Below are 22,337 nucleotides of genomic sequence, written 5' to 3'. Positions count from 1 at the left end.
AAAAGATGAACAATAAAAATAAAGGAAAAGTATTTTATGGTAATGATTGTTGCGAAGTAAGAGCATGTAGCCATATTAACATCTCTAAGTCAGAACTTACAGAATTTGTTAGACTTCTTCAAGCTCTTGGTCAAGCTATTCAAGCTGTCTTCCAAAACCCTTCTCAAAATAATATTGATAATCTGATTAACGTCTTAAATAATCTCCAACGATTCCTCAATTGCTTAAATTTGTCTCCTGCACAAAAACAAATTGCAAATTCTATTATCGCTAATCTGTTAACTATTTTAAGAACAACACCTTTTTCATGTGGGGCATTATACGTTGAACTACAAAGCCTGCTTAATTATTTATTGTATATCGCTAAGTTATTCAAAATTGATTGCTGTGCTATCGATAATCTCGTTAAACTCATTTCAGAAATTCAAGCTATCTTAGTTCAATATGGATCTGGTTGCCTAGGTGGAGGAACTACTGGTGCTACGGGGGCTACTGGTGCTACTGGACCTCAAGGCGCTACTGGACCTCAAGGTCCGGCGGGCGCTCAAGGCGCTACTGGTGCTCAAGGTCCGGCTGGTGCTCAAGGCGCTACTGGCGCTCAAGGACCTCAAGGTGCTCAGGGACCAGCAGGTGCTCAAGGGGCTACTGGACCTCAAGGTGCTCAAGGTATTCAAGGGCCAGCAGGCGCTACTGGTGCTACTGGACCTCAAGGTGCTCAAGGTATTCAAGGGCCAGCGGGCGCTACTGGCGCTCAAGGTATTCAAGGGCCAGCGGGCGCTACTGGTGCTCAAGGTGCTCAAGGCGTTCAAGGGCCAGCAGGCGCTACTGGTGCTACTGGACCTCAAGGTGCTCAAGGTATTCAAGGGCCAGCGGGCGCTACTGGCGCTCAAGGTGCTCAAGGGCCAGCAGGCGCTACTGGTGCTACTGGACCTCAAGGTGCTCAAGGGCCAGCAGGCGCTACTGGTGCTACTGGACCTCAAGGTGCTCAAGGTATTCAAGGGCCAGCGGGCGCTACTGGTGCTCAAGGTGCTCAAGGCGTTCAAGGGCCAGCAGGCGCTACTGGTGCTACTGGCGCTCAAGGTGCTACGGGGGCTACTGGACCAGCGGGTACTCCGATTCCTGTAACTATAGCTGCAATAGGAAACTCCAATGCTCAAACAATATCACCTGGAATGAATATCCAATTCAATCAAGTTTTTGAAATAAATAATATTAATTTTAATGATACTACAGATACTTTAACAGTTTTAGAAACAGGCGTATATGATATTAGTTTCTCGGCATCTACAACTTTCCCAGGCTCTTCACCGTTTGGATTCGGTATTTCATTCAATGGCCAACCACCTACTCGTAATTTTTCAACTAATGTTATCGGTAGTGCTGTTTCTTTCTCTACAATCGTTACTTTACAAGCGGGTACAACGATTTCTGTACAACCTACAGCAAATACTATTTCTATTCCTAATACGGGCGATACAACTGCGACACTATCTGTCTTCCGAATTTACTAACCACAATTTCCGATAATATTTTGGGAGGACTAAGCACATTTATAAGTAATAGGTTTGCTTTGATTGTCTATTAAATCTCTCTTTTAATAAAAAGGAGCACTTATTTGGGAGGATAAGTGCTCCTTCTTTACGTTTCTTTACCTCAAATTTACTCTATCTTAATCCTCATTTTGTATGATAAATAATGAAGTCAAAGATATGAAAGAGGGATGAAAAATGAGAGTTATGTCACTGATACGCATTTGGATTGCTCTTATGGTATGCATTATTTTATGTGTAGGATTTTTTTTAACTCTAAAATACTCCACTATTTCAAAAGCAGAGAGAAAAACAGTTCCATACAAACTTTTGTATACGAAACAAAACGACATCCCTTATTCCAATTCCACAAATAATGAAAAAAAAGTTATAAAAGGAATGCTTATTACGAAAGCTTCTAATTACGAAACTCTACTTCAAATTGCTGAAACGATTAAAGATCAGTATACAAATAAAGGAATTGATGAAATCACGCTGTCTATCCATAATGAAAATAATGGTAGTTATGAAGAAGAATTACCTTACGAACCGATTAGTAAAGGAACAATAATCGTCACATACGATTCTCAATCCTTTGGCAGTACGAACATTACTCTTAATGAATAGTAGCATTTATCTCACTCATTATGAGCTCACTTTATTTTTCACACGAGAAAGAGGCGAATAATGAAATTCGCCTCTTTTTTTACCATAATGATGGAATCCACTCTTTCACTTTATCAAACCACTCTTGCTGTTCTTTTTTCCTTTGTTGCTCTTCTTCTTGCCTTTTCTTTTCTTCTTCTTTTCTTCGCTTTTCTTCTTCAATTGTTTGCAATTGTTTTTTATAGTCCGCCTCAGATATTAACGACAATTGGAACGCTTTTTGGGCTGGGTTTGCATTTGCTTTTTTCATGATATCCCGGAACATCGTCGTTGTAATTTGGCTACCACCCGGAACATAATGCTCGCTATCTGTTTTGTCATATCCTACCCAAATCGCACCTACTAAATCTGGTGTGTATCCTACAAACCACGAGTCCTTTGCCCCTACGCTCGGGCCATTTACAAGTTGAGTCGTCCCTGTCTTTCCTGCTGTATCAACATTATTAACTTTCGCTTTTCCACCTGTTCCCTTTTCTACAACACCTTTTAATAAATACGTCATCTTTTGAGCGATTTTCTCACTCGTCACTCGTGTCTCTTTCTTATACCATTTCCCTATTATTTCCCCTTCAGCATTTTGAACTTCTCTAATTGCATGAGCCTCTACTTGAACCCCATCATTAGCAAATGTACTATATGCTTGGGCCATTACAAATGGTGATGTCCCTACATGCATCCCACCTAAAGCAATTGGATACGTACGGTCTTCTGGTACTAATGGAATACCAAATCGCTCTAAAGATTTCAATCCTTTATCTAATCCTATTTGTTCTAATAGCCACACAGCAGAAACATTATACGATTTTGCTACCGCTTCATACATTGTCACATTACCATGAAAAGCCTGATCACTATTTTTAGGTTCATATTCTTTAATATGAAATGGTTCATCCTTTAATATATCGTATACCTCATACCCTTGTTCTAAAGCGGGTACATATACAGCTAGAGGCTTTAATGTTGAACCTGGCTGTCTTTTTAATTGCGTAGCATGATTAAATTGTAAAAACTGATATGGTCCTCTCCCCCCAACTAAAGCTGGAACACCGCCTGTTTTGGGATTTATAAGGACTACACCCGTTTGCATAAGTTGATCTGAGCCACTATCTTTGAAATAACTATCATTATTCACAACATCTTCTACAGCTTGTTGTTTTTTCGGATCCAGCTCAGTATAAATACGATAACCACCTGCTAAAATTTCATTTTGTGTTAATTCATACTTATCCATCGCTTCCCTAACTATATAATCTACATATTGGGAGTATTTACCTTTATATTTATCATCAACCCCACGTTTTAATACAAGTCCTGACTCTTTTTCTTTATTGTATTGCTCTTCAGAAATATATCCTTGTTCCTTCATTAAACTTAATACGACATTACGTCGTTCAATTGATTTATTAAAGTTTTTATAAGGCGAATACGCAGACGGCGCTTTAATTAAGCCCGCGATCGTTGCAGCTTCTGAAATTGATAAATCTTTTACCTCTTTATCAAAATAAGATTTAGCTGCCCTCTTTATCCCCCAAGCACCTTCCCCAAAATAAATTTGATTCATATACATTTCAATAATTTCATCTTTTGTATAAGTACGTTCTATTTTTTTCGTTAAAAAGTATTCCTTTATTTTACGAGAAAATGTACGATCTTGTGTCAGAAATACATTCTTCGCAAGCTGCTGTGTAATTGTACTTCCTCCTGCTACAACTTCTCCTGCTGTAATATTTTTAAAAACTGCACTTATAATTCCACTATAATAAATACCATGATGGTTAAAAAATTCCTTATCTTCTACTGCAACAATTGCCTGAACCATAATATCAGGAATATCTTTTCTTTTAACGCCTTCTGTTTTCGAAGAAGCTAATTTAGTTGCGACCTCATTATTTGCATCATAAATTAAAGTCGGTTGTGGAACAGCTTGTTTTAATTCAGATATGTCTTGAGTGGAAATTATTATATTTACAGCAATAAATATAGTAACGAGTACACTTCCCAATACAATTAATGAATTACGAAGTTTCTTCCTCTTATTGAACCACTCAAGCATTTTTTTAAAATGAGTGTTCTTCAATTTCATTCGTTCACTTCCTTCATTTATTTACACTCTTCTTTTTAAAAGGAAGAATATACCGCCTTTTAAATTTATTATAATAACGTAGTCATTCCTATAGTGTAAAGCTTTTCTTTTACATTCATACTTTTTGCAAGAAAAGGACATTCTACAAGTAAGATATTCACTATTGGATATTAATATTATTAATAGAACAACGAGAGTTATGTTAAGTTTTTGTAAACTTTTCGATAAAATGTTTTAAAAAACGACAGTTTTTTGTTAGAATTGATTAGCCAATATATTTTACATATATTACTTTTGTGGGGGTAACAATAATGGTCTTTAAATCAAAAAAAGATAAATTTTCTGAAATGTTAATGAATGTTTCCGAAAATTTAAAAGAAGGCGCGCAATTTTTCGTGGAGTATAAAATTAAAAATGCTAGCGATTTAAAAGAGTTTTCTATGCGCATGAAAGAGTATGAGTCAAAAGGTGACTCATTTATTCACGAAATCATTATGGAGCTAAACAAAGCGTTTATTACTCCGATTGAACGTGAGGACATCCTACAACTTGCAATGAGTATGGATGATGTATTAGACGGATTAGATCACAGTGCTGGTCTGTTCGAAATGTATTCTATTACAGAAGCTGATGAATACATGATTAAATTCGTAGAAGCAATTAATCAATGTGCAATTGAAATTGCAAATTCTGTTGAACTACTGTCTAAAAAGAAGTTAGTCGACATTCGTACGAACGCAATCAAGATTAAGGATTACGAATCACAATGCGATGATATTCGTCGTCATGCGATTAAGCACTTATTCTCTCGTGAGAAAGATCCGATTAAGATTATTCAATTTAAAGAGATTTACGAAGAGCTTGAAGAAGTAGCTGATAGCTGTCAAAGCGTTGCAAACGTATTAGAAACAATTATTATGAAGAACGCGTAAGGAGTTTGATCATGGATACACTCTTGATACTGACCGTTTTAGTAGTCATTTGCGCTTTAGCTTTTGACTTTATCAATGGATTTCACGATACAGCAAACGCTATTGCAACGGCTGTTTCAACGAAAGCTCTAAAGCCTAGACATGCAATTATTATGGCAGCTATTATGAACTTTTTAGGTGCAATGACATTTACAGGTGTAGCAAAAACGATTACAAAAGATATCGTTGACCCATTTGCTTTACAAAATGGTTCTCTTGTAATTTTAGCTGCTTTACTTGCGGCGATAGCATGGAACTTAATTACTTGGTACTACGGTATCCCAAGTAGTTCTTCGCATGCAATTATTGGCTCAATCGCAGGTGCAGCCATTGCTGCTGCTGGTATTAGCTCATTAAACCTTAAAGGATTCATTAAAATTCTTGAAGCTTTAATCATTTCACCAATTATCGCTTTCGTTATTGGTTATATCGTATACAGTATTTTTAAAGTGGTCTTTAAAAACTTTAACTTAACGAAAACGAACAAAAACTTCCGTATATTCCAGATTTTCACTGCAGCATTACAAGCCTATACACACGGTACGAATGATGCACAAAAAGCAATGGGAATCATTACGATGGCTCTTATGGCTAATAACTATCATACTTCTAGCGATATTCCGTTCTGGGTACAATTATCTTGTGCTATCGCAATGGGGCTTGGTACTTCTGTCGGTGGATGGAAAATTATTAAAACTGTCGGTGGACAAATTATGAAAATTCGTCCTGTAAATGGTGTAGCTGCCGATTTATCATCATCACTTGTTATTTTCGGTGCAACATTCATTCACTTACCGGTTAGTACGACGCACGTTATCTCTTCTTCTATTTTAGGGGTTGGTGCTTCTCACCGTGTGAAAGGGGTAAAATGGGGAACTGCAAAACGTATGTTAATTACATGGGTTATTACACTTCCTATTTCAGCTTCTTTAGCTGCTCTATTTTACTACCTATTACATTTTGTTTTCTAATCAAAAGTCGTCTTCCTTATTTTTCTAGGAAGACGACTTTTTTGTGAACAAGCCTATTTCTCATTAAAAAGCGTGTATAATAATTGGTGGATAAGTTATTTAGAGGAGTTGGCAATTTTGGAATACATCATGTTACTTTTCATCGGACTAATCGCCGGGACAGTCGGCAGCCTAGTTGGGCTTGGAGGCGGAATTATTATTGTTCCGTTATTAATTGGATTACACAGTTTATCACCACAACTTGCAGTAGGGACTTCTATGGTAACAGTCGTTTTTACAGGGCTATCTTCCACCCTTACTTATATGAAGCATAAACGAGTAGATTATAAAAGTGGACTTATTTTATTTATCGGAAGCGGCCCTGGTGGTATTATCGGATCATGGGCAAATAAATTTTTAAACCAAGACACATTTTCTTTATACTTTGGGGTTTTCCTTATATTCGTCTCAATTCTACTTATGCTTCGAGACAAATTAAAACCTCTTTCCCTCTCAAATACGTCTGTAATTAAGCGTTCTTTTACAGATAATGATGGAAATACTGTACACTACCAATTCCCACCGTTTCTTGCTATCTTTATTGCCTTTATAGTTGGGTTTATATCTGGGTTATTTGGAATTGGTGGCGGTGCCTTACTTGTTCCAGCAATGATGCTTCTTTTTGCATTCCCAGCACATATTGCAGTAGCAACTTCAATGTTCATCGTATTTCTATCAGCAATTGTAAGTTCTGCAACTCACATCTCACTTGGAAATGTCAGCTGGATTTATGCATTAATCCTTATTCCTGGTGCATGGATCGGCGGAAAAATCGGGGCTTACATTAATACAAAACTAAGTGGTAACGCCGTAATTAATTTATTACGTATTACGTTAATTATTCTTGGAACTAGATTAATCATTATTTCCCTTTTATAACGTATTCTTTTTAGAATGCGTTTTTCTTATACACATGAATATAAAAATCCTCCGAGGAGAACAAATAAAATTAAACAAACACATAATAACATATAATTTGAAATATGTACTTTCTTCAAGTTGACCACTCCTATAACTGCGACTGTTATCTTTATGATAGCGAAAAAATAGTTCACTTGCAGTTACAGAGTGCTAACAATGCAAAATCAATTATTACAAATTTTATCCTTATATTTCATTTCTTTGTATATTCTATCGATTTAATAAAAAAAGATGTCATATTGACATCTTTTTTAGTGAAGAAGTGACCATCCCATAAAGTCTTCATGTACTTGGCACGCCCTCTTATCATTTCGATCATATAATTCAGCATAACTATCTGTTTCTTCATCATAAGCCATCGTATAAATAATTTGGCCGTCTACTTCAACGGATAAAACGACTCCACCTTTCATCTCTTCTACATGAATGATAGCATTCGCCGGAATTCTCATATCCGTCATTCTCATCGCATCTAACAATATACTAAACCCCCTACAGCGTATTCATTGCTAGTACTATTACACACTAAATAGTATACTACTGTAATAGCATACATTTCGTCAATGAAATTGCTGTTGAAATAGCATATTGTCTATATACATATACGCTAAAATAGAAGAAATAGAAACATATTAATGGGGGGCTAACATTGATTCTACACAAAGGAGATGTACTATTCCGTCAAGGCGAGGACGGTCCTTTATACTTTATAAAAACAGGCTTATTAAAAGTAGTTCGGCTAGAGGAAGACGGAACACCATTTTTATTCAACATTATCGTTCCAGGTGAAACGATACCTCATCATTCTTTGATTTCACCGAAAGAATATCACGGTACAGCTATCGCTTTAATAAAAACAGAAGTTGAACCGATCACTAGTAGTGAATGGTATGAGAGACTTCAAGCAAATCCCGAATCATATGCCAACATCGCTATGCAATTGCAATCTAAATTAAGAATGATGCAACAACGAATTGATCAATTGACAACCGTCTCTCCGAAAGAACGTCTTCATCGTTTACAAGAATGGTTCACATTATATTTAGGTGACATTCCTATATATGAAATATTAACACAAACTGAAATTGGTCAACTGATAGGCATACGCCGTGAAACAGTTAACCGTTTATTACGAGAACAAATAAAAAACGAGGTAAAATAAATACCTCGTTTTTTTGTTTATTCTCATTCGTCTTATTGTAAGCTTGTTGCTGGGCCGAAAAATTCATAATGAATATGCTCTTGTTTCACACCTAAATCAGTTAGTGCAGCATTTATATGCTTCATAAATGCTACTGGACCACAAAAATAAAATTCTGCTTCAGTTGTCGGAATAATAGTTTTTAACCATTCGCTTTCAACGAAACCTTCTTTATCAAAGTTCTTCATTTCTATATCTTTTTCAGTCGGTGCAGAATAACAAGTATATGCTTTAACTTGTTCATATTCATTTTCTACTGCCTTAACGTGTTCTTTCATTGCATGTGTATTACTATTTATTGCTGCATGAACAAAATATACATTACGTTTTGAATCTTGTTCAATTAACGTATTTAACATACTCATCATCGGTGTAATCCCTACTCCACCACTAATTAGTACAACTGGTAATGTTGAATCCATATTTAACACGAAATCTCCCGCTGGTGCACTTACTGGTAAAACATCTCCTTCTTTTACATGTTCATGTAAGTAATTAGACACTTTACCGTCTGGTGTATCTACACCTTTTTCTTTCTTTACACTAATACGATAATATTCTTTCCCAGGTGCATCGGATAAACTGTATTGACGATTATGTGTATATGTCTCACCTTCAATATTGATTTGAACCGTTACATATTGACCTGGGATGAATGAAGAAACTTTCCCTCCATCTTCAGGTTTCAAATAAAATGACGTAATAACATCGCTTTCCTTCACTTTTTTAACAATCACAAAGTTGCGGAAGTCTTTCCATCCACCTTCTTTATGTGCAGCTTCTTCATACATCTCTGCTTCAATGCTAATAAATGCATCAGCAATGACACCATATGCTTCTCCCCATGCATTTAAAACTTCATCAGGTGCACCTGCGACTTCTTTAATGGCACGTAGTAAACATGTACCTACAATCGGATAATGCTCAGCTTTAATACCTAAACTTCTATGCTTATGACCAATTTGTTTTACAACTGGAATAATTGCTTCTAAATTATCAATGTACGTTGCAGCTGCATAAACAGCATTCGCTAACGCTTGTTGTTGTCTTCCCTTTTTCTGATTCGTATGGTTAAAAATATTCAATAACTCCGGATGTTCTGAAAATAAAATTTGATAAAATCTCGTTGTAATTTCAACGCCTTTTTCTTGTAATAATGGTACTGTTGACTTTACGATTTCAATTGTTTTTGCACTTAACATTGTATCCCACTCCTCTATTTCCTTAACTGTTTTTAGTTTAACTGAATCTTATAATGCAGATTGTGATTTTAATCACTATTAACACGTTGTTTTTGTGAATAATATATGAACATTGCATTTACAAAAGAAAATAAGCTAACTAGAATTCTAGCTAGCTTATTATTTTGTTTGTATAGCTTGTTCAATTACCTTTCTATCTTTCCCATCACCAAACTCCGTATACCCCCAGATATTCGTTTCACCTCTATATTTATTTACAATAATATCCAAATCATGATATACACGGTGGGCATACACTACATACTCAATATTTTGAAGTTCCACACCTTTTTTTACAATTTCATAACTTCTATTTACATCGCGTTTTATTTTTTCATTCTTTATTTCCGTATGTATATTTTTTAAAGATGGTTCTTGTTGTTGAAACCATTGCTTAAATTGCTTCCAATCCCCGTCTGTATAATTCTCTGCTTTACCGTAATTTAAGAAATTATTATAGCTTTCATGTGTCATTCGAATAAAATCTAGCACTTTTGTCTCTTCTTGCACATCTTCTACTTGAGCTATTGTATTTACCTCAGCAGGCTTATTCGCATAATGTAACAGCACTTTCATAAGACTATAACTCGCAATGATCATTACGATAATAATCCCGAATACACTTAACAATTTCTTCATATACAGAACTCCTTCTCTACTAAAGATATTACAATGTATGACTATACTTGTAACATTCTCTCGTAGAAATATAATTCCTGTATTAATTCTTCCTATCATTTCGACAATATTTTTCTACACATTTCGTCTTGGCAAATGCTCCTGTAAAACAATATAACCTTCATAAGCTGTATAACCAAGTATAGCTATTAATCCGATATAACAAGCAAATACTGTCCATTTCGTTTTCGTATCCACTTTATAATAGTTTTCTTGTTGTTCCTTTTCTGTTTTCCATTCATTTAATTTTCTTTCTGACGCTTCAAATGCTTCTCTTATGTGAATAGTATACTCATCTATTTCATCTTCATATGGAACATAATCTAACGGTTCAAACTTTGGTAAAAGATACTCTAACACTTCCATTTTTTGAAGTTCACCTATTTGTAACTCTTTTTCCCGTTCACTTTGTCTTAATGCATTCATCTCATGATGCATCATGTATATAGTCCGATGTGCAGCTCCAGTTTCTTTTAATTCCTCTTCAAGCCTAGCAACATATTCTTTCATTCCATCAATTTTATGCCCTAATTCCTTAATCGGCTCATCTCTCTTTATCACTCTGTATAATTCCATACAACCGATAATAACAATAAATCCTCCCAAAATACTTTTAAAGTAAATTGAATAGCCAAGTAATAAAATAAGGCCTGCTCCCCAAATTTTAGTACTGACAACTGAAATAATTCGCCCACCATCTAGCGGCGAAACAGGAATTAAATTAAAGAAATTAATCATACTTCCAAGCAAAATAACAAGCGCCCAAAACGGCTCTTGCGTCATTATATAAAGTGGGATCGCTGGTAAAAATGAAAGAAGTCCGAAAAGCGGTCCCATATAGGCGATGTAAGCTTCATCTTTCGCATTTTTCGGCATCTCTTTCATTCCAATAAGGGCCCCCATAAACGGAATAAAGATTGCTGGCGATGTTGGGATCCCCTTTCTTTTCGCAGCCCATAAATGGCCCATTTCATGAACAAACAACAAATAAATGAGCGCCACTCCAAATTTCCAACCATATAGAACTGCGTATGCGCCAAGCGATAGAAACATACTAAATACCGTTGAAAACTTTGCTAATTTAAAAATTGCAAATACCCACTTTAACTTAGACAGTAAAAATAGACCTATCGCAACAATAATTCCCCATAATCCTTTTTTATTATTTTTCATATTCCTCTCCTTTATCTCTCATTAATGAATCATATTCATTCATCAAAGCTTGTTCTTTTCTCTATTATGACATATTTTTTTCTATTGTTAGAAATAATGTTTATTTAATCCATTTTTAGCCAAAAATATAAATAAAGGAGGTATATACGAATGAATTTACAATCTCTCATAATAAGTGTTTTATCATTTTTAGCTTCAACTCTTATTTTTTATACAGTGAGCTATGTATTATTATTAGATTGGTTGCCAAATCACTTACTTATCACTCTTATCATTCTTTCCGCTCTTATGATTTCATTTCTTATTACACGAAAATCAATGAATGAGCCATCTGCAAAAGCAAAATAATAGAGAGGGTGTTCTTCCCCCCTCTCTATTATCATTTCCTAGGAAAGGCTACATACAATTTCAATTCAGCTACAGCCAATAAGGATCTTATCTCAAAATTCAGTTGGAACAAAGAAGTTAAGCGGGAATCAACGCCGAATTGGCAAAGACTATTAATCAACGAAAAATGAGCATCCTCTGCCGATTAAAGTCTCACTTTATCTTTGAAAATTCATTTTTTCACCATACTCTTTAACGATTTGAATTATATTTTGAAACACGCCTATTTTTTCTTTTTCACTGTTTAATATTTTCAAATCATACTTTTCGTAATATGTTTCTAATGATTTTAATTGTGATTCTGAAGCACCTTTTATCGGAACAGTAGCATGCAATTCATATTGCTTATACCCTTCCTTTACTTTTTCACCTAAAATCATTTCACTCTCTTTTGCTCCAATTAATTTTTGAACTTTTTCTGGGAAAGTGAGTTGCAAATAATACTCTCGTTCCTTCACTAACTTGTTATATAGTGATTGTGAAATCGTATACCGTACCATATAATTCACGTTTTGATCGCCCGCTTTAATATGAAACGCAGTAATCTGCAAATCTTTTTTTGTTACTTCCGTTAAAGGACCTACCTGCATCTCATCTTCTTTTTGTTCTGAAACATTTGGAAATATAGCCAAAAGCTTTTCCGTATCTTTTTCATTCAACATATACATAGCTTTCTTATATTGCACCCATCCTCGTCTATCTTCTCCCCTTAACCATGCATAATAAGTTTCTTTTTTCCCATCTCTACTAATTTGTATTTCATATTCAGGTTCACCGAAGCTTCCGGTTATTTCTTGTTTCTCAGCTTTATCCAAAATGTCTATTACTAACTTCGCTTCTGATTCCTGCAACTTTTTCTCTTTATGTTTTTTTTGTATAACGGTTACCCCAATTGTTTCTTTCACTTCATTCACCGTCTCTTCTACTTTTTTTGTTTCTTTTTTTTGCTCAGCTTGACCACAAGCTGCTAGTAACATAACAAATAACAACAATACATATTTCCCTTTCAAATTAATCCTCCTTTTACGATAAGAAATTCTTATAATCTTCATACATAAAACAAAAACGTGACATCCTATTAAATAAGTTATACTAATCATTGAAAGGAGGTCTTTATCATGTCCATTAATTTTCATGATCCAAATAATAAATACACATACGCAACAAGAAACGCTCATATTTCTTGGGCTGAAATGGTAAAAAACATTACAGACATACAAAACAAGCAAATAATTGATATTGGCTGCGGTGGCGGGATTTATACGAAAGAACTTGCTCTTATGGGAGCCAAAAATGTTGTGGGACTTGATTTTTCAAAAGAAATATTACAAGCTGCAAAAGAAAATTGCGGCAACATTCCAAATATTTCTTTCATCCACGGTGATGCACATAATATCCCATACCCTAATGAAACATTCGACATAGTTATTTCTCGTGCAGTTATTCATCATTTACAAGACATTCCTACATTTTTATGTGAAGCTTCTCGTATATTAAATAAAAACGGTGTACTTATTTTACAAGATCGAACGATTGAAGATTGTACAGTTCCAGGAAGTCCCGAACACATTCGTGGATATTTTTTCTCTATATTTCCAAAACTCATTGAAATAGAGTCAAAAAGACGTCCAAAAACCAACACGATACAGAAAGAATTACAAAAACATTCTCTTCACGTGCTTCCCACACAAACACAATGGGAAGTACGAAAAATACATGATTCTGTAGAAGCATTACTACAAGATTTATCTCCTCGAACAGGTCGATCCATTCTATATGAGTTAACAGATGATGAACTTTCTCAACTTCTACAACATATACAGACCGCATTACAAAACGTCTCTCCTATTATTGAAAGAGATCGATGGACAATTTGGAGCGCCATGAAGTTGTAAGGAAGGAAGCCTCACAAAATAATGTGAGGCTTCCTTTCTTTCATAATCTAATTTTGCAACACTCTTGATATCCTCCACTTCTGGCCTGTGCACTTCCACACTTCGGACATACTAAATATCTAGACTGATTTGTCAACAAACTACCTTTTTGAAAGAGTAAAACTTCTGCTTGTTTAAACGAACGCGAATAATATAACCACATAAAACCAATTATAGCAATAATGCCAAATAATACTCCCATCGCAAGCATTTCAGTCACCTCTTTTGGTTTGTTCTTTCCAACAAGTGGATTGTTGTAATATTCTCTGTAAATTCAAATAATCCCTTCTTTACTCCTATAAATATCAACTTTCTCTATAAATTTTACAATTCTCCACAAATTTTTACTCCCATTTTACAATTCATTATTCCTTTTGCAACAACGAATATTACTTTCGATATTTCCGTATATAAATATATCTTTCAAAAAACATATTGACTTTCTAAAAAAAACATGCAACAATACTGTCAGAATACTTGAATAAAAATTCATTGACGAGAACGAGTACGTTATAGAACTGTTCCCCAGAGAGTTGGCGATTTGCTGAAAGCCAACGTTCAGTGCGTAACCGAAAATCATCTCCGAGAAGTAGAACCGAATGTTACAGTAAGTTCTTACCGGCCGTCCCCCGTTACAAGGAACACGTATCATGTTGTACGTTGCAAAGCCGTATACATATAGATTTATTTCTACATGTGTAAATTAGGGTGGTATCGCGGGTAAATATAACTCGTCCCTTTCTTTAGGGACGAGTTTTTTGTGTTCTTACAAATGAATTTAAAAAAGGAGGAAAAACAATGAACACTGTATCAAAAAAACATATTTTTTTCACGGGTCTTATGCTATTTTCTTTATTTTTTGGGGCAGGTAATTTAATTTTCCCTCCCATGCTTGGACAAAACGCAGGTGAAAATTTTTGGCCAGCAATGATTGGATTTTTACTAACAGGAGTTGGCTTACCACTACTAACTGTTATCGCAATTTCTCTATCAGGAAATGGGATGCAGCAACTTGCAAGTCATGTCCATCCATTATTCGGAATTTTCTTTACAGTAGTTGTATACATTGCCATCGGTCCATCCATGGGCATCCCACGTGTTGCAAATGTTGCTTATGAAATGGGTGTTAGTTCTTTCTTACCAGAAACAATCCGCTCTAGCAGCCTAGTGCTATTTGTATATACAATCATATTCTTTACTTTCGTATTTTGGCTGAGCTTAAATCCATCTAAACTTGTCGATCGTATTGGAAATATATTAACACCTATTTTATTAATCTCAATTTTCTTATTGTTTGTTAAAAGTGTCTTTACACCACTTGGGCAATCAGGACCAGCTATGCAAGAGTATCAAACTTCTCCAATCTTCAAAGGCTTTATGGAAGGGTACTTAACAATGGACACCATTTCAGCACTTGCATTTGGAATTATCGTTGTAAATGCAATTCGCTCTAAAGGTGTGAATGATCGTAAGTCCATTGCCATCGCCACAGCAAAAGCAGGGCTTATTGCCGCTACAGGACTCGTACTTGTATATGGTGCACTCGGCTGGCTGGGGGCAACTAGTGTCTCTCTCGGATATGCAAAAAATGGTGGACAGCTACTTACTGTTATCGTACAACAATTATTCGGTCCGTATGGTTTGCTCCTATTATCTCTTATCGTTACACTCGCTTGTTTAACGACATGCGTTGGACTCGTATCTGCGTGCAGCCAATATTTTTCAACATTATTGACTACATTTTCATACAAAACATTCGCGAGTATCATTTGCGCATTAGGATTATTAGTTGCCAACTTAGGTTTAACGAAAATTATCGCAATCTCTGTTCCAATTCTACTTGTTGTGTATCCAATTGCGATTGTACTCGTACTACTATCGTTACTTCATAAATACTTCGGTGGATATCGCTCTGTTTATGTATGTGCTTTAATCGGATCAGCTGTAGTGAGCGTATTTGATGGATTAAAACAAGGTGGTATTTCAGTTTCATTCATCACACCATATTTTGAATTTATCCCTTTATATAATGAAGGAATCGGTTGGCTAATACCAGCATTAGCAGGAGCTCTTCTTGGCCTTACAATCGCTAAGTTAAGCGGTACGAAAAAAGTTCCATTACTAATCGAATCTAACGAAGTAAAAGCCTCCTAAAAAAACTCCCAAAAGGGAGTTTTTTTACATTTGATAAGCAGTATGATTAAAACTGCTTATTTTATAAGCTTTCGTATAATATTCAATATTTGTATCAACTGTTTCTACCTTGACAACATCATAGCGCTCTTCTTGCTTTACTAAAAATAAATAGTATTCCTCTGTTGCCTCAATAATCGCAATTTTATCTGTTTCAACATTATATTGTTCACAAAGTGCTTGTAATGCGTTCACATACTCCCCTAATTTTTTAGACTTATCCATTCCGAATATAGTTTGAACTAACATATACATTCTCCCCTTTATATGTACTGTTAACACCTTGATGATAACGCTTACATTATTTATCGTCAATAAAAACATTCGATGGTTTTAACGCCAAATCTATATTGTAGCGAGCCAATAATCAGCGAGGAATTCCCCGCCAATTAAAGCTTCACTTTATCACTTCGTTAATTGATGCCTAAATGCATAAATAACTGCCTGAGTACGATCACTTACATTCAATTTATTTAATATGTTACTCACATGTGTCTTTACCGTTTTCAGTGCAATAAATAACTCGTCCGCAATCTCTTGATTACTTTTTCCCTCTGCAATTAATAACAAAATCTCAAACTCTCTTTCCGTTAAGTCATCATGCAAAGGTTGCTCTTTCTTTTGACGCATACGGGACATCATTTTCCCGGTAACTTTCGGCTCTAATACTGTTTCTCCATCATAAGTAGCTCGTACAGCATCGGCAATATCACTTGCTCTTGATGTTTTTAATAAGTAACTGGTCGCACCAGCCTCAATAACAGGGTACAATTTTTCGTCATCTAAAAAGCTTGTTACAACTACAATTTTTGCTTCTGGCCATTCTTGAATAATAGCACGTGTTGCTTCGACGCCATCCATCTCATCCATAACAAGGTCCATTAAAATAATATCCGGTCTTAATTGCAATGCTAATTCTGATCCTTTTCGTCCATTCTCAGCTTCCCCTACTACTTCAATATCTGGCTGTGTAGATAAATATGCCGATACACCCATACGAACCATTTCATGATCATCGACAAGCAATACTTTTATCATACTTCTCCCCCTCTCTCAATCATAATCGGTACTTTTACTTCTATTTGTGTACCTTTGGCCGGGAAACTAAGCACCTTGAGTGTCCCACCAATTTCATGAACACGCTCTTGCATCGATCTTAGGCCATATGAACCTGCCTTATTAACGCCTACTTCAAACCCAACGCCGTCATCAATAATTTTTAAAATCGCATATTGATCAATTTTTCGAAGGCGCACTTCTGTTTTCTTTGCCTTCGCGTGTCGCAACGTGTTTGATAACGCTTCTTGCACAATACGGAATAAATGATCTTCTACACCTTTTTTTAATTCTATTGGCTCAATAAGCCATTCAATTTTCATATGTTGTTTTCGCGATAATTCCGTTAATAATTCCTCTATACCTTCTGTCAGTTTCTTACCTTCCAATTGTACAGGACGTAAATGAAGGAGCAATGCTCTCATTTCTGATTGAGCATTTACAACCATATTTTCAACAAGTTGTAATTGTTTTTTTGTCACATCTGGAAATTCAGTTATTTGTTCATTAATCGCTGACATCATCATCGACATTGCGAAAAGCTGCTGACTTACTGAATCATGCAACTCCCTTGCTAAACGATGCCTTTCTTGAGAAATCGCTTCTTGTCTCATCTCTTCATTCCAATGAGCTCGTTCATTCGTTACTTTTTGAAAGAGTCCAGCTTGCTCCTCTAATCGACGAGCCAAAACGATTACTTTTCGTTCCACTTCATGAAATTCATCATCTGCAGTAAACGAAACATCGCTCGGAAAATTCCCTCGCTCTACTTCAAATAGAAACGTATTTAATCCTTGTATACGCTGCTCTATATAGTAACCGATTGCATATCCTACAATTCCCCCGATAAGTAAACTTGTAGTCATAATAAACAAGCCAATTGGAACAGAAGCGATGGATTCCTTCCATAATAAATCATACACTTGTTGCTCGCTTTTCCATACATATACAATTGTACAAATGAGTGCGATACTAACTGAGGACAACATAGAATAACGAATATACATCCACGAAATATTTTTTTGTTTCTTCATTATACTTTCCTCACTTCCGTGTCGCCTACGACAAGCGAAGAAATAATTTTAATACGACGAGGAGCCTCTTTATACTGCTCTGTTCTAAATGTAACATTGCGGTTAAACCCTGTCTCTTCATGACCTGGCAAGAGCACACGTCCGACAATAACAGAATGATTTAAAGAAAGTTCAATATCATATGGCACATATAAACGAATATTACCAACGACACCCCGAATAACAATTACCGTTTCCCCTTCTGGAATCATAGCAGTAGTTAAATCTATTTCCACATCACAAGCACCGTATTGAACATTAATATCCTCAAGTTCATAAATATGATCCATCATTCGTACATTGCCTACAAACATATTTTTCAAATATGGTTCTGTACGATATATTTGCTTCTCTTCGTCTATAATCCCTTTTTCTTTAATTTCAACCTTCATCGCTTTTTGCTGATGCCCTTGTTGAATCAATTGATAACCAATTAAAGCTAAACAAGCAAATACGACAAGAACAAATGCTGCTGATGAAAATAAGAAGAATAAAAATACGATACCACCAACAAATAAAAATACATTTCCCCGTACATAACGATTCTTTTTACGATAATGCCTTCCAAACATAAGCATAATAAATGCAAAAATGAGACCACCTGGTTCAAAATGTCCAAGTATCATATCAAGAAAAAGACCGAATCCAAATATGATGAGGAGCATCCCCATTAATTGTGTCTTTGAAAAATGTTTCTTCATTTCAGCTCCCCCCTTCTTGTCACATATACATAGAAGAAAAGGCATTGCTTTCCAACACCTTTTCTCCTATCACTATATCATAAGCCTGTTTTATAATATACTACTATTATTTTGTTAACTCTTTCGTTAACGATACATCATTCTTTTCTTTCATTTCACGCTCAAGTTTTGCAATTTTCATATCAAATGTGTCACGCTCATGTTCTTCATTCATACGAGTTTCTAAGTCACGAATGTGATCTTCAATTTCTTCAAATCGTAAGAACGGATTATTTTCATCCATTTTATGCATCGCAGTATTCATACGACGATTTGCATGTGCCATATTTTCACGTGCCATTAGTTCCATACGCTTTGCGTGCATTTCTTTTAATTTATTTTTCATTTCAGAAAGACGACGCTCTAACTCATCAATTTGCTCTACAACACCTGCATACATTTCTTCTAATCGAGTTACTTGCCCTTCATAATAAGCTACCTCTTCTAACGCACGTTCGTGCAATTGTAATTCGCCTGCTTCTTGAGCAATGATAGCTTGCTTTGATCTTTTGTTAACGAAATAACGTGCTTGCTCAAGCTCACGAGCAAAGTTAGATTTTAATGTTTTATGACGTTCAATTAACTTCTCAATTTTTGTTATTTCACGCTCACTATCACGTAAATATTGGTTTAACATCGCAATTGGATTTTTTCTTTCCTTCTCATCTAACACGTTATGAAAATCAGCTAAAATTGCATCGCGTACACGTCCGAATAAAGATTGTTTCATTATAAATCTTCCTCTCTTCTACTTTATTTATAATTTGATTTATTGTTTTAGTTTTTCATTAATTTGTTCCACTCATCTTCAAAGTTGCTATATGGTTTAGAACTTTCTGGAGCAGATTCAACAACTACATCTTTTTCTTTTTTCCACTCACGGTATCCGTAGTATAAAACCACTAAAGCAGCGATACCGATTAATGCTGGTGAATGAGAAAGCGCAATGGATAAACCGATTAAACCAACAATACCCCAAGCTAACTTTCCAAAAAATGACTTAGCTCGCACAAATGATTTATAGCTCCAATATACAACTCCTGCTCCGATTGCGAATCCTACAATACCAGCAAGACTACCAAGAGCAATTAAAGCCAAAATACCGGCTGCGATAAACGCTAGAAATTGTTTCATCTTGTGCTTGCCTCCCTTCGATTTGATACTCTTATCTTAACTATTTTTTCATCTTTCCATAACGAGCTTAAGAACCGTTTTTAACTCAGACTTAAGACCGAGTCATATTCAGCCCTTTACGCAAAAAAACGTGCAGAGTTTATTCTCTGCACGTTTTTTTAATTACTAACATTCATATTAAATTAAGCTGTTTTATGATACTCTTTTTTCTCAGCTACTTTCGAAAATCTTGGAAATCCAATTAAAATAGAAACAATCCCACATACTCCAACTAAGATTGGATAAAATGCATATGGCAACAATTCAACCGGAGATAACGCTGCAAATCCTGCTGCCGTTAACATTTGGGCACCGTACGGAATTAATCCTTGTACACAACATGAGAAAAGATCTAATACACTCGCTGATTTACGAGGGTCTATTTCATATTGATCTGCAATATTTTTTGCAAGCGGGCCTGTAAAGATAATCGAAATCGTATTATTCGCTGTACACATATTCGTCATACTTACTAAACCAGCAATACCAAATTCTGCACCTTTTTTCGAACGAATATTACGTGTTAATACATTCATTAAATATTGAATACCACCATTATATTGGATTAATTCAACCATACCGCCAATTAATATAGCAAGTAATACTAACTCCATCATACCGCCCATTCCAGTCGTTACACTTTTAAAGAAACTTTCTAACGTGTAACTTCCATCTATAAGACCGATAACACCAGATAATACAGTTCCACCAGTTAATACAATAAGTACATTCCAGCCAAGTAGCGCTGTAATAAGTACTCCTGCGTACGGTAAAATCTTTATCCAATCAAAGCTATGTGCTTTAATTTGCGTGTCACTTCCTGAAGTAACTATTACTAATAGTACAATTGTAATAATAGCCGCTGGTAACACAATTAAAAAATTCGTTTTAAACTTATCTTTCATTTCTGTTCCTTGTGAACGAACAGCTGCGATTGTTGTATCTGAAATAAATGATAAATTATCACCAAACATCGCTCCCCCAACAACAGTAGCCATTGCAAGCGCAATTGAGATATCAGTTTGACCACTAATACCTACAGCAATCGGCGCTAATGCTGCAATTGTTCCCATTGAAGTTCCCATTGCTAATGAAATAAATGCACCAATAACAAAGATTCCAGCTACGATAAATCCTGGCGGTAAAATAGTTAACGCTAAATTAACAGTTGAGTCTACTCCGCCCATTCCTTTAGCCGTTTCAGAAAATGCACCTGCAAGCACAAAAATTAATACCATAATCATAATATCCGGATTTCCTGCACCTTTAGCGAACCGCTCGACTTTCACATTAAAACTTTCTTTACGATTCATCACTAAAGCGACTCCTACAGCAATTGAAATTGCTACAAGTATCGGCAATTTATAGAAATCACCTGTAATAATTCCAGAACCAATAAATAGCGCCAAAAATATCCCAAGTGGTAATAAAGCTAAAGCATTTCCTCTCGTTTCTTTCAAAGTACCATCTCTCCCTAGTTTCAACCTTTTTCTAATGAATAACAAAAGACCTCTTCCGATGAGAAGAGGTCTTATACATCTATAAGAAACGCTCTTCTCATCTTTCAAGCACATGCTTGCTGGATTTGGCACAGCACTCTGAAATCGAGTCCGCTGCCGAGGCATCGTAGGGCCAGTCCCTCCGCCTCTCTTTATAAGAAGGTTTCATATTTATTTTTTAATAATAATTTCTTCTCTAACTTTACTCGCTTACAAAACAAAAGTCAATTATTTTTTGTATAGATTTTTTTGGTAATTATACAAAAATTTGAATACAATAATCATTTTAACTTTTCGATTTCTTCTTCCAATATTGAAATCCAATAAAATTCACTATTTTTTATTGCTGCTAATATCCATTTCGTAGTGTACCAAGCTAACTCATACTCTTCCTTCGTGACATCGCCACTTTTATAAGCATCCTCTAGCTCCTCTTCATCTAATACATACACCTTACCGCTAGGTAATAATACTACATCTAAATATAAATCATCAAAATACGGTAAACCACGATCGTCTATTTCATATTCTTTCGTCACATCAATATAATATTGCACTAAATTGTGCCTATCATCTAACATAGCTGTAATCGCAAAGTTCTTTCCATTAATGAAATATTGAACCCACGTATACCCATCACTTGCAATACAAATTTCTTTACCATCATATTCTTTACAACTAGGCTCTCTCACCTTTTTTATATCCAGTATTCCGAGCATTCCCTCTTCCACTTGCTTAAGCCTATAACTCTTTTCTATTAGTCTTTTCCACGAAGAACCGTCACCATATTTACGTTTCATTATGTATAC

General features: G+C 35.4%; 24 protein-coding genes, 1 riboswitch and 1 other annotated feature. Of the genes, 9 read left to right on the top strand and 15 right to left on the bottom strand.

The annotated features are described in order from the left end of the window. Positions 1-5: 5 nt before the first annotated feature. Both N2V79_RS07535 and N2V79_RS07530 read left to right on the top strand, forming a co-directional pair. Complete coding sequence (locus N2V79_RS07535) at positions 6-1,511, top strand: Gly-Xaa-Xaa repeat protein (protein WP_340719754.1); 1,506 nt, start codon at positions 6-8, stop codon at positions 1,509-1,511. Between the two features lie 216 nt (positions 1,512-1,727). Then, on the top strand, positions 1,728-2,156 hold the full coding sequence (locus N2V79_RS07530) for a hypothetical protein (RefSeq protein WP_053564900.1): 429 nt from the start codon (positions 1,728-1,730) through the stop codon (positions 2,154-2,156). Positions 2,157-2,235: 79 nt separating this feature from the next. On the opposite strand, the gene N2V79_RS07525 is transcribed toward N2V79_RS07530, so the two are convergent. After that, positions 2,236-4,278, bottom strand: a complete 2,043-nt coding sequence (locus N2V79_RS07525; RefSeq protein WP_069355306.1) for a transglycosylase domain-containing protein — start codon at positions 4,276-4,278, stop codon at positions 2,236-2,238. Positions 4,279-4,589: 311 nt separating this feature from the next. On the opposite strand from N2V79_RS07525, the gene N2V79_RS07520 reads away from it, so the two are divergent. From N2V79_RS07520 to N2V79_RS07510, 3 genes are all read left to right on the top strand, one after another. Continuing rightward, on the top strand, positions 4,590-5,210 hold the full coding sequence (locus N2V79_RS07520) for a DUF47 domain-containing protein (protein WP_000231445.1): 621 nt from the start codon (positions 4,590-4,592) through the stop codon (positions 5,208-5,210). Positions 5,211-5,221: 11 nt separating this feature from the next. Further along, entirely contained in the window at positions 5,222-6,220 is a 999-nt protein-coding gene (locus N2V79_RS07515) for an inorganic phosphate transporter (protein WP_000380276.1), read from the top strand. A gap of 117 nt (positions 6,221-6,337) precedes the next feature. Beyond that, complete coding sequence (locus tag N2V79_RS07510) at positions 6,338-7,138, top strand: sulfite exporter TauE/SafE family protein (protein WP_053564902.1); 801 nt, start codon at positions 6,338-6,340, stop codon at positions 7,136-7,138. A 293-nt stretch (positions 7,139-7,431) separates the two neighbouring features. Here the strand turns inward: N2V79_RS07510 and N2V79_RS07505 are convergent, their stop codons facing one another. After that, positions 7,432-7,659, bottom strand: coding sequence for a hypothetical protein (locus N2V79_RS07505; protein WP_000883009.1), 228 nt, complete (start codon positions 7,657-7,659; stop codon positions 7,432-7,434). A 170-nt stretch (positions 7,660-7,829) separates the two neighbouring features. Between N2V79_RS07505 and N2V79_RS07500 the strand changes: the two genes are divergently transcribed. After that, complete coding sequence (locus tag N2V79_RS07500) at positions 7,830-8,342, top strand: Crp/Fnr family transcriptional regulator (protein WP_000600585.1); 513 nt, start codon at positions 7,830-7,832, stop codon at positions 8,340-8,342. 32 nt (positions 8,343-8,374) lie between these two features. Here the strand turns inward: N2V79_RS07500 and hmpA are convergent, their stop codons facing one another. The 3 genes from hmpA to N2V79_RS07485 form a co-directional block, all read right to left on the bottom strand. Continuing rightward, the gene (gene hmpA, locus N2V79_RS07495) at positions 8,375-9,583 is read right to left on the bottom strand and encodes an NO-inducible flavohemoprotein (protein ID WP_069355305.1); all 1,209 of its coding nucleotides are present in this window, start codon (positions 9,581-9,583) and stop codon (positions 8,375-8,377) included. Positions 9,584-9,742: 159 nt separating this feature from the next. Continuing rightward, a complete protein-coding gene (locus tag N2V79_RS07490) occupies positions 9,743-10,261 on the bottom strand; it encodes a hypothetical protein (protein ID WP_053564903.1) in 519 nt (172 codons plus the stop codon). A 114-nt stretch (positions 10,262-10,375) separates the two neighbouring features. Further along, positions 10,376-11,473 (bottom strand): site-2 protease family protein, encoded by a 1,098-nt coding sequence (locus N2V79_RS07485; protein ID WP_265938391.1) that lies wholly within the window; start codon positions 11,471-11,473, stop codon positions 10,376-10,378. A gap of 150 nt (positions 11,474-11,623) precedes the next feature. On the opposite strand from N2V79_RS07485, the gene N2V79_RS07480 reads away from it, so the two are divergent. Beyond that, the gene (locus N2V79_RS07480) at positions 11,624-11,821 is read left to right on the top strand and encodes a hypothetical protein (protein ID WP_001053359.1); all 198 of its coding nucleotides are present in this window, start codon (positions 11,624-11,626) and stop codon (positions 11,819-11,821) included. A 197-nt stretch (positions 11,822-12,018) separates the two neighbouring features. Here the strand turns inward: N2V79_RS07480 and N2V79_RS07475 are convergent, their stop codons facing one another. Beyond that, positions 12,019-12,870, bottom strand: coding sequence for a hypothetical protein (locus N2V79_RS07475; RefSeq protein ID WP_053564905.1), 852 nt, complete (start codon positions 12,868-12,870; stop codon positions 12,019-12,021). A 108-nt stretch (positions 12,871-12,978) separates the two neighbouring features. On the opposite strand from N2V79_RS07475, the gene N2V79_RS07470 reads away from it, so the two are divergent. Next, positions 12,979-13,755: a class I SAM-dependent methyltransferase gene (locus N2V79_RS07470; RefSeq protein WP_000026288.1), complete on the top strand. Its 777-nt coding sequence runs from the start codon at positions 12,979-12,981 to the stop codon at positions 13,753-13,755. 40 nt (positions 13,756-13,795) lie between these two features. Here the strand turns inward: N2V79_RS07470 and N2V79_RS07465 are convergent, their stop codons facing one another. Beyond that, a complete protein-coding gene (locus N2V79_RS07465) occupies positions 13,796-14,005 on the bottom strand; it encodes a hypothetical protein (RefSeq protein ID WP_000880630.1) in 210 nt (69 codons plus the stop codon). A gap of 272 nt (positions 14,006-14,277) precedes the next feature. Next, positions 14,278-14,536: a binding site (T-box leader), on the top strand. 56 nt (positions 14,537-14,592) lie between these two features. On the opposite strand from N2V79_RS07465, the gene brnQ3 reads away from it, so the two are divergent. Further along, a complete protein-coding gene (gene brnQ3 / locus N2V79_RS07460) occupies positions 14,593-15,948 on the top strand; it encodes a branched-chain amino acid transport system II carrier protein BrnQ3 (RefSeq protein WP_053564907.1) in 1,356 nt (451 codons plus the stop codon). Positions 15,949-15,972: 24 nt separating this feature from the next. On the opposite strand, the gene N2V79_RS07455 is transcribed toward brnQ3, so the two are convergent. From N2V79_RS07455 to N2V79_RS07420, 8 genes are all read right to left on the bottom strand, one after another. Then, positions 15,973-16,311, bottom strand: coding sequence for a DUF3922 domain-containing protein (locus tag N2V79_RS07455; RefSeq protein ID WP_072939635.1), 339 nt, complete (start codon positions 16,309-16,311; stop codon positions 15,973-15,975). 81 nt (positions 16,312-16,392) lie between these two features. Then, on the bottom strand, positions 16,393-17,025 hold the full coding sequence (locus N2V79_RS07450; protein WP_000598707.1) for a response regulator: 633 nt from the start codon (positions 17,023-17,025) through the stop codon (positions 16,393-16,395). Beyond that, positions 17,022-18,077 (bottom strand): sensor histidine kinase, encoded by a 1,056-nt coding sequence (locus N2V79_RS07445; protein ID WP_000744326.1) that lies wholly within the window; start codon positions 18,075-18,077, stop codon positions 17,022-17,024. The genes N2V79_RS07450 and N2V79_RS07445 overlap by 4 nt, the downstream gene beginning before the upstream one ends. Beyond that, a complete protein-coding gene (liaF, locus tag N2V79_RS07440) occupies positions 18,077-18,817 on the bottom strand; it encodes a cell wall-active antibiotics response protein LiaF (protein WP_000716094.1) in 741 nt (246 codons plus the stop codon). Before liaF ends, N2V79_RS07445 begins: the two co-directional genes overlap by 1 nt. Before the next feature lie 106 nt (positions 18,818-18,923). Continuing rightward, positions 18,924-19,586: a PspA/IM30 family protein gene (locus N2V79_RS07435; protein ID WP_000814127.1), complete on the bottom strand. Its 663-nt coding sequence runs from the start codon at positions 19,584-19,586 to the stop codon at positions 18,924-18,926. Between the two features lie 47 nt (positions 19,587-19,633). Next, the gene (locus N2V79_RS07430) at positions 19,634-19,990 is read right to left on the bottom strand and encodes a lmo0954 family membrane protein (protein WP_000808640.1); all 357 of its coding nucleotides are present in this window, start codon (positions 19,988-19,990) and stop codon (positions 19,634-19,636) included. Positions 19,991-20,172: 182 nt separating this feature from the next. Next, the gene (locus tag N2V79_RS07425) at positions 20,173-21,489 is read right to left on the bottom strand and encodes a Na+/H+ antiporter NhaC family protein (protein WP_064531925.1); all 1,317 of its coding nucleotides are present in this window, start codon (positions 21,487-21,489) and stop codon (positions 20,173-20,175) included. A gap of 94 nt (positions 21,490-21,583) precedes the next feature. Then, positions 21,584-21,689: riboswitch (SAM riboswitch) on the bottom strand. Positions 21,690-21,809: 120 nt separating this feature from the next. Next, positions 21,810-22,328 (bottom strand): DUF402 domain-containing protein, encoded by a 519-nt coding sequence (locus tag N2V79_RS07420; RefSeq protein ID WP_000824654.1) that lies wholly within the window; start codon positions 22,326-22,328, stop codon positions 21,810-21,812. Positions 22,329-22,337 lie beyond the last annotated feature (9 nt).

This window comes from Bacillus sp. CH_70, assembly GCF_038007045.1.
Lineage (GTDB): Bacteria > Bacillota > Bacilli > Bacillales > Bacillaceae_G > Bacillus_A > Bacillus_A cereus.
Note: the sequence above shows the minus strand (reverse complement) of the source record. Positions and strands in the feature narration are given on the sequence as shown.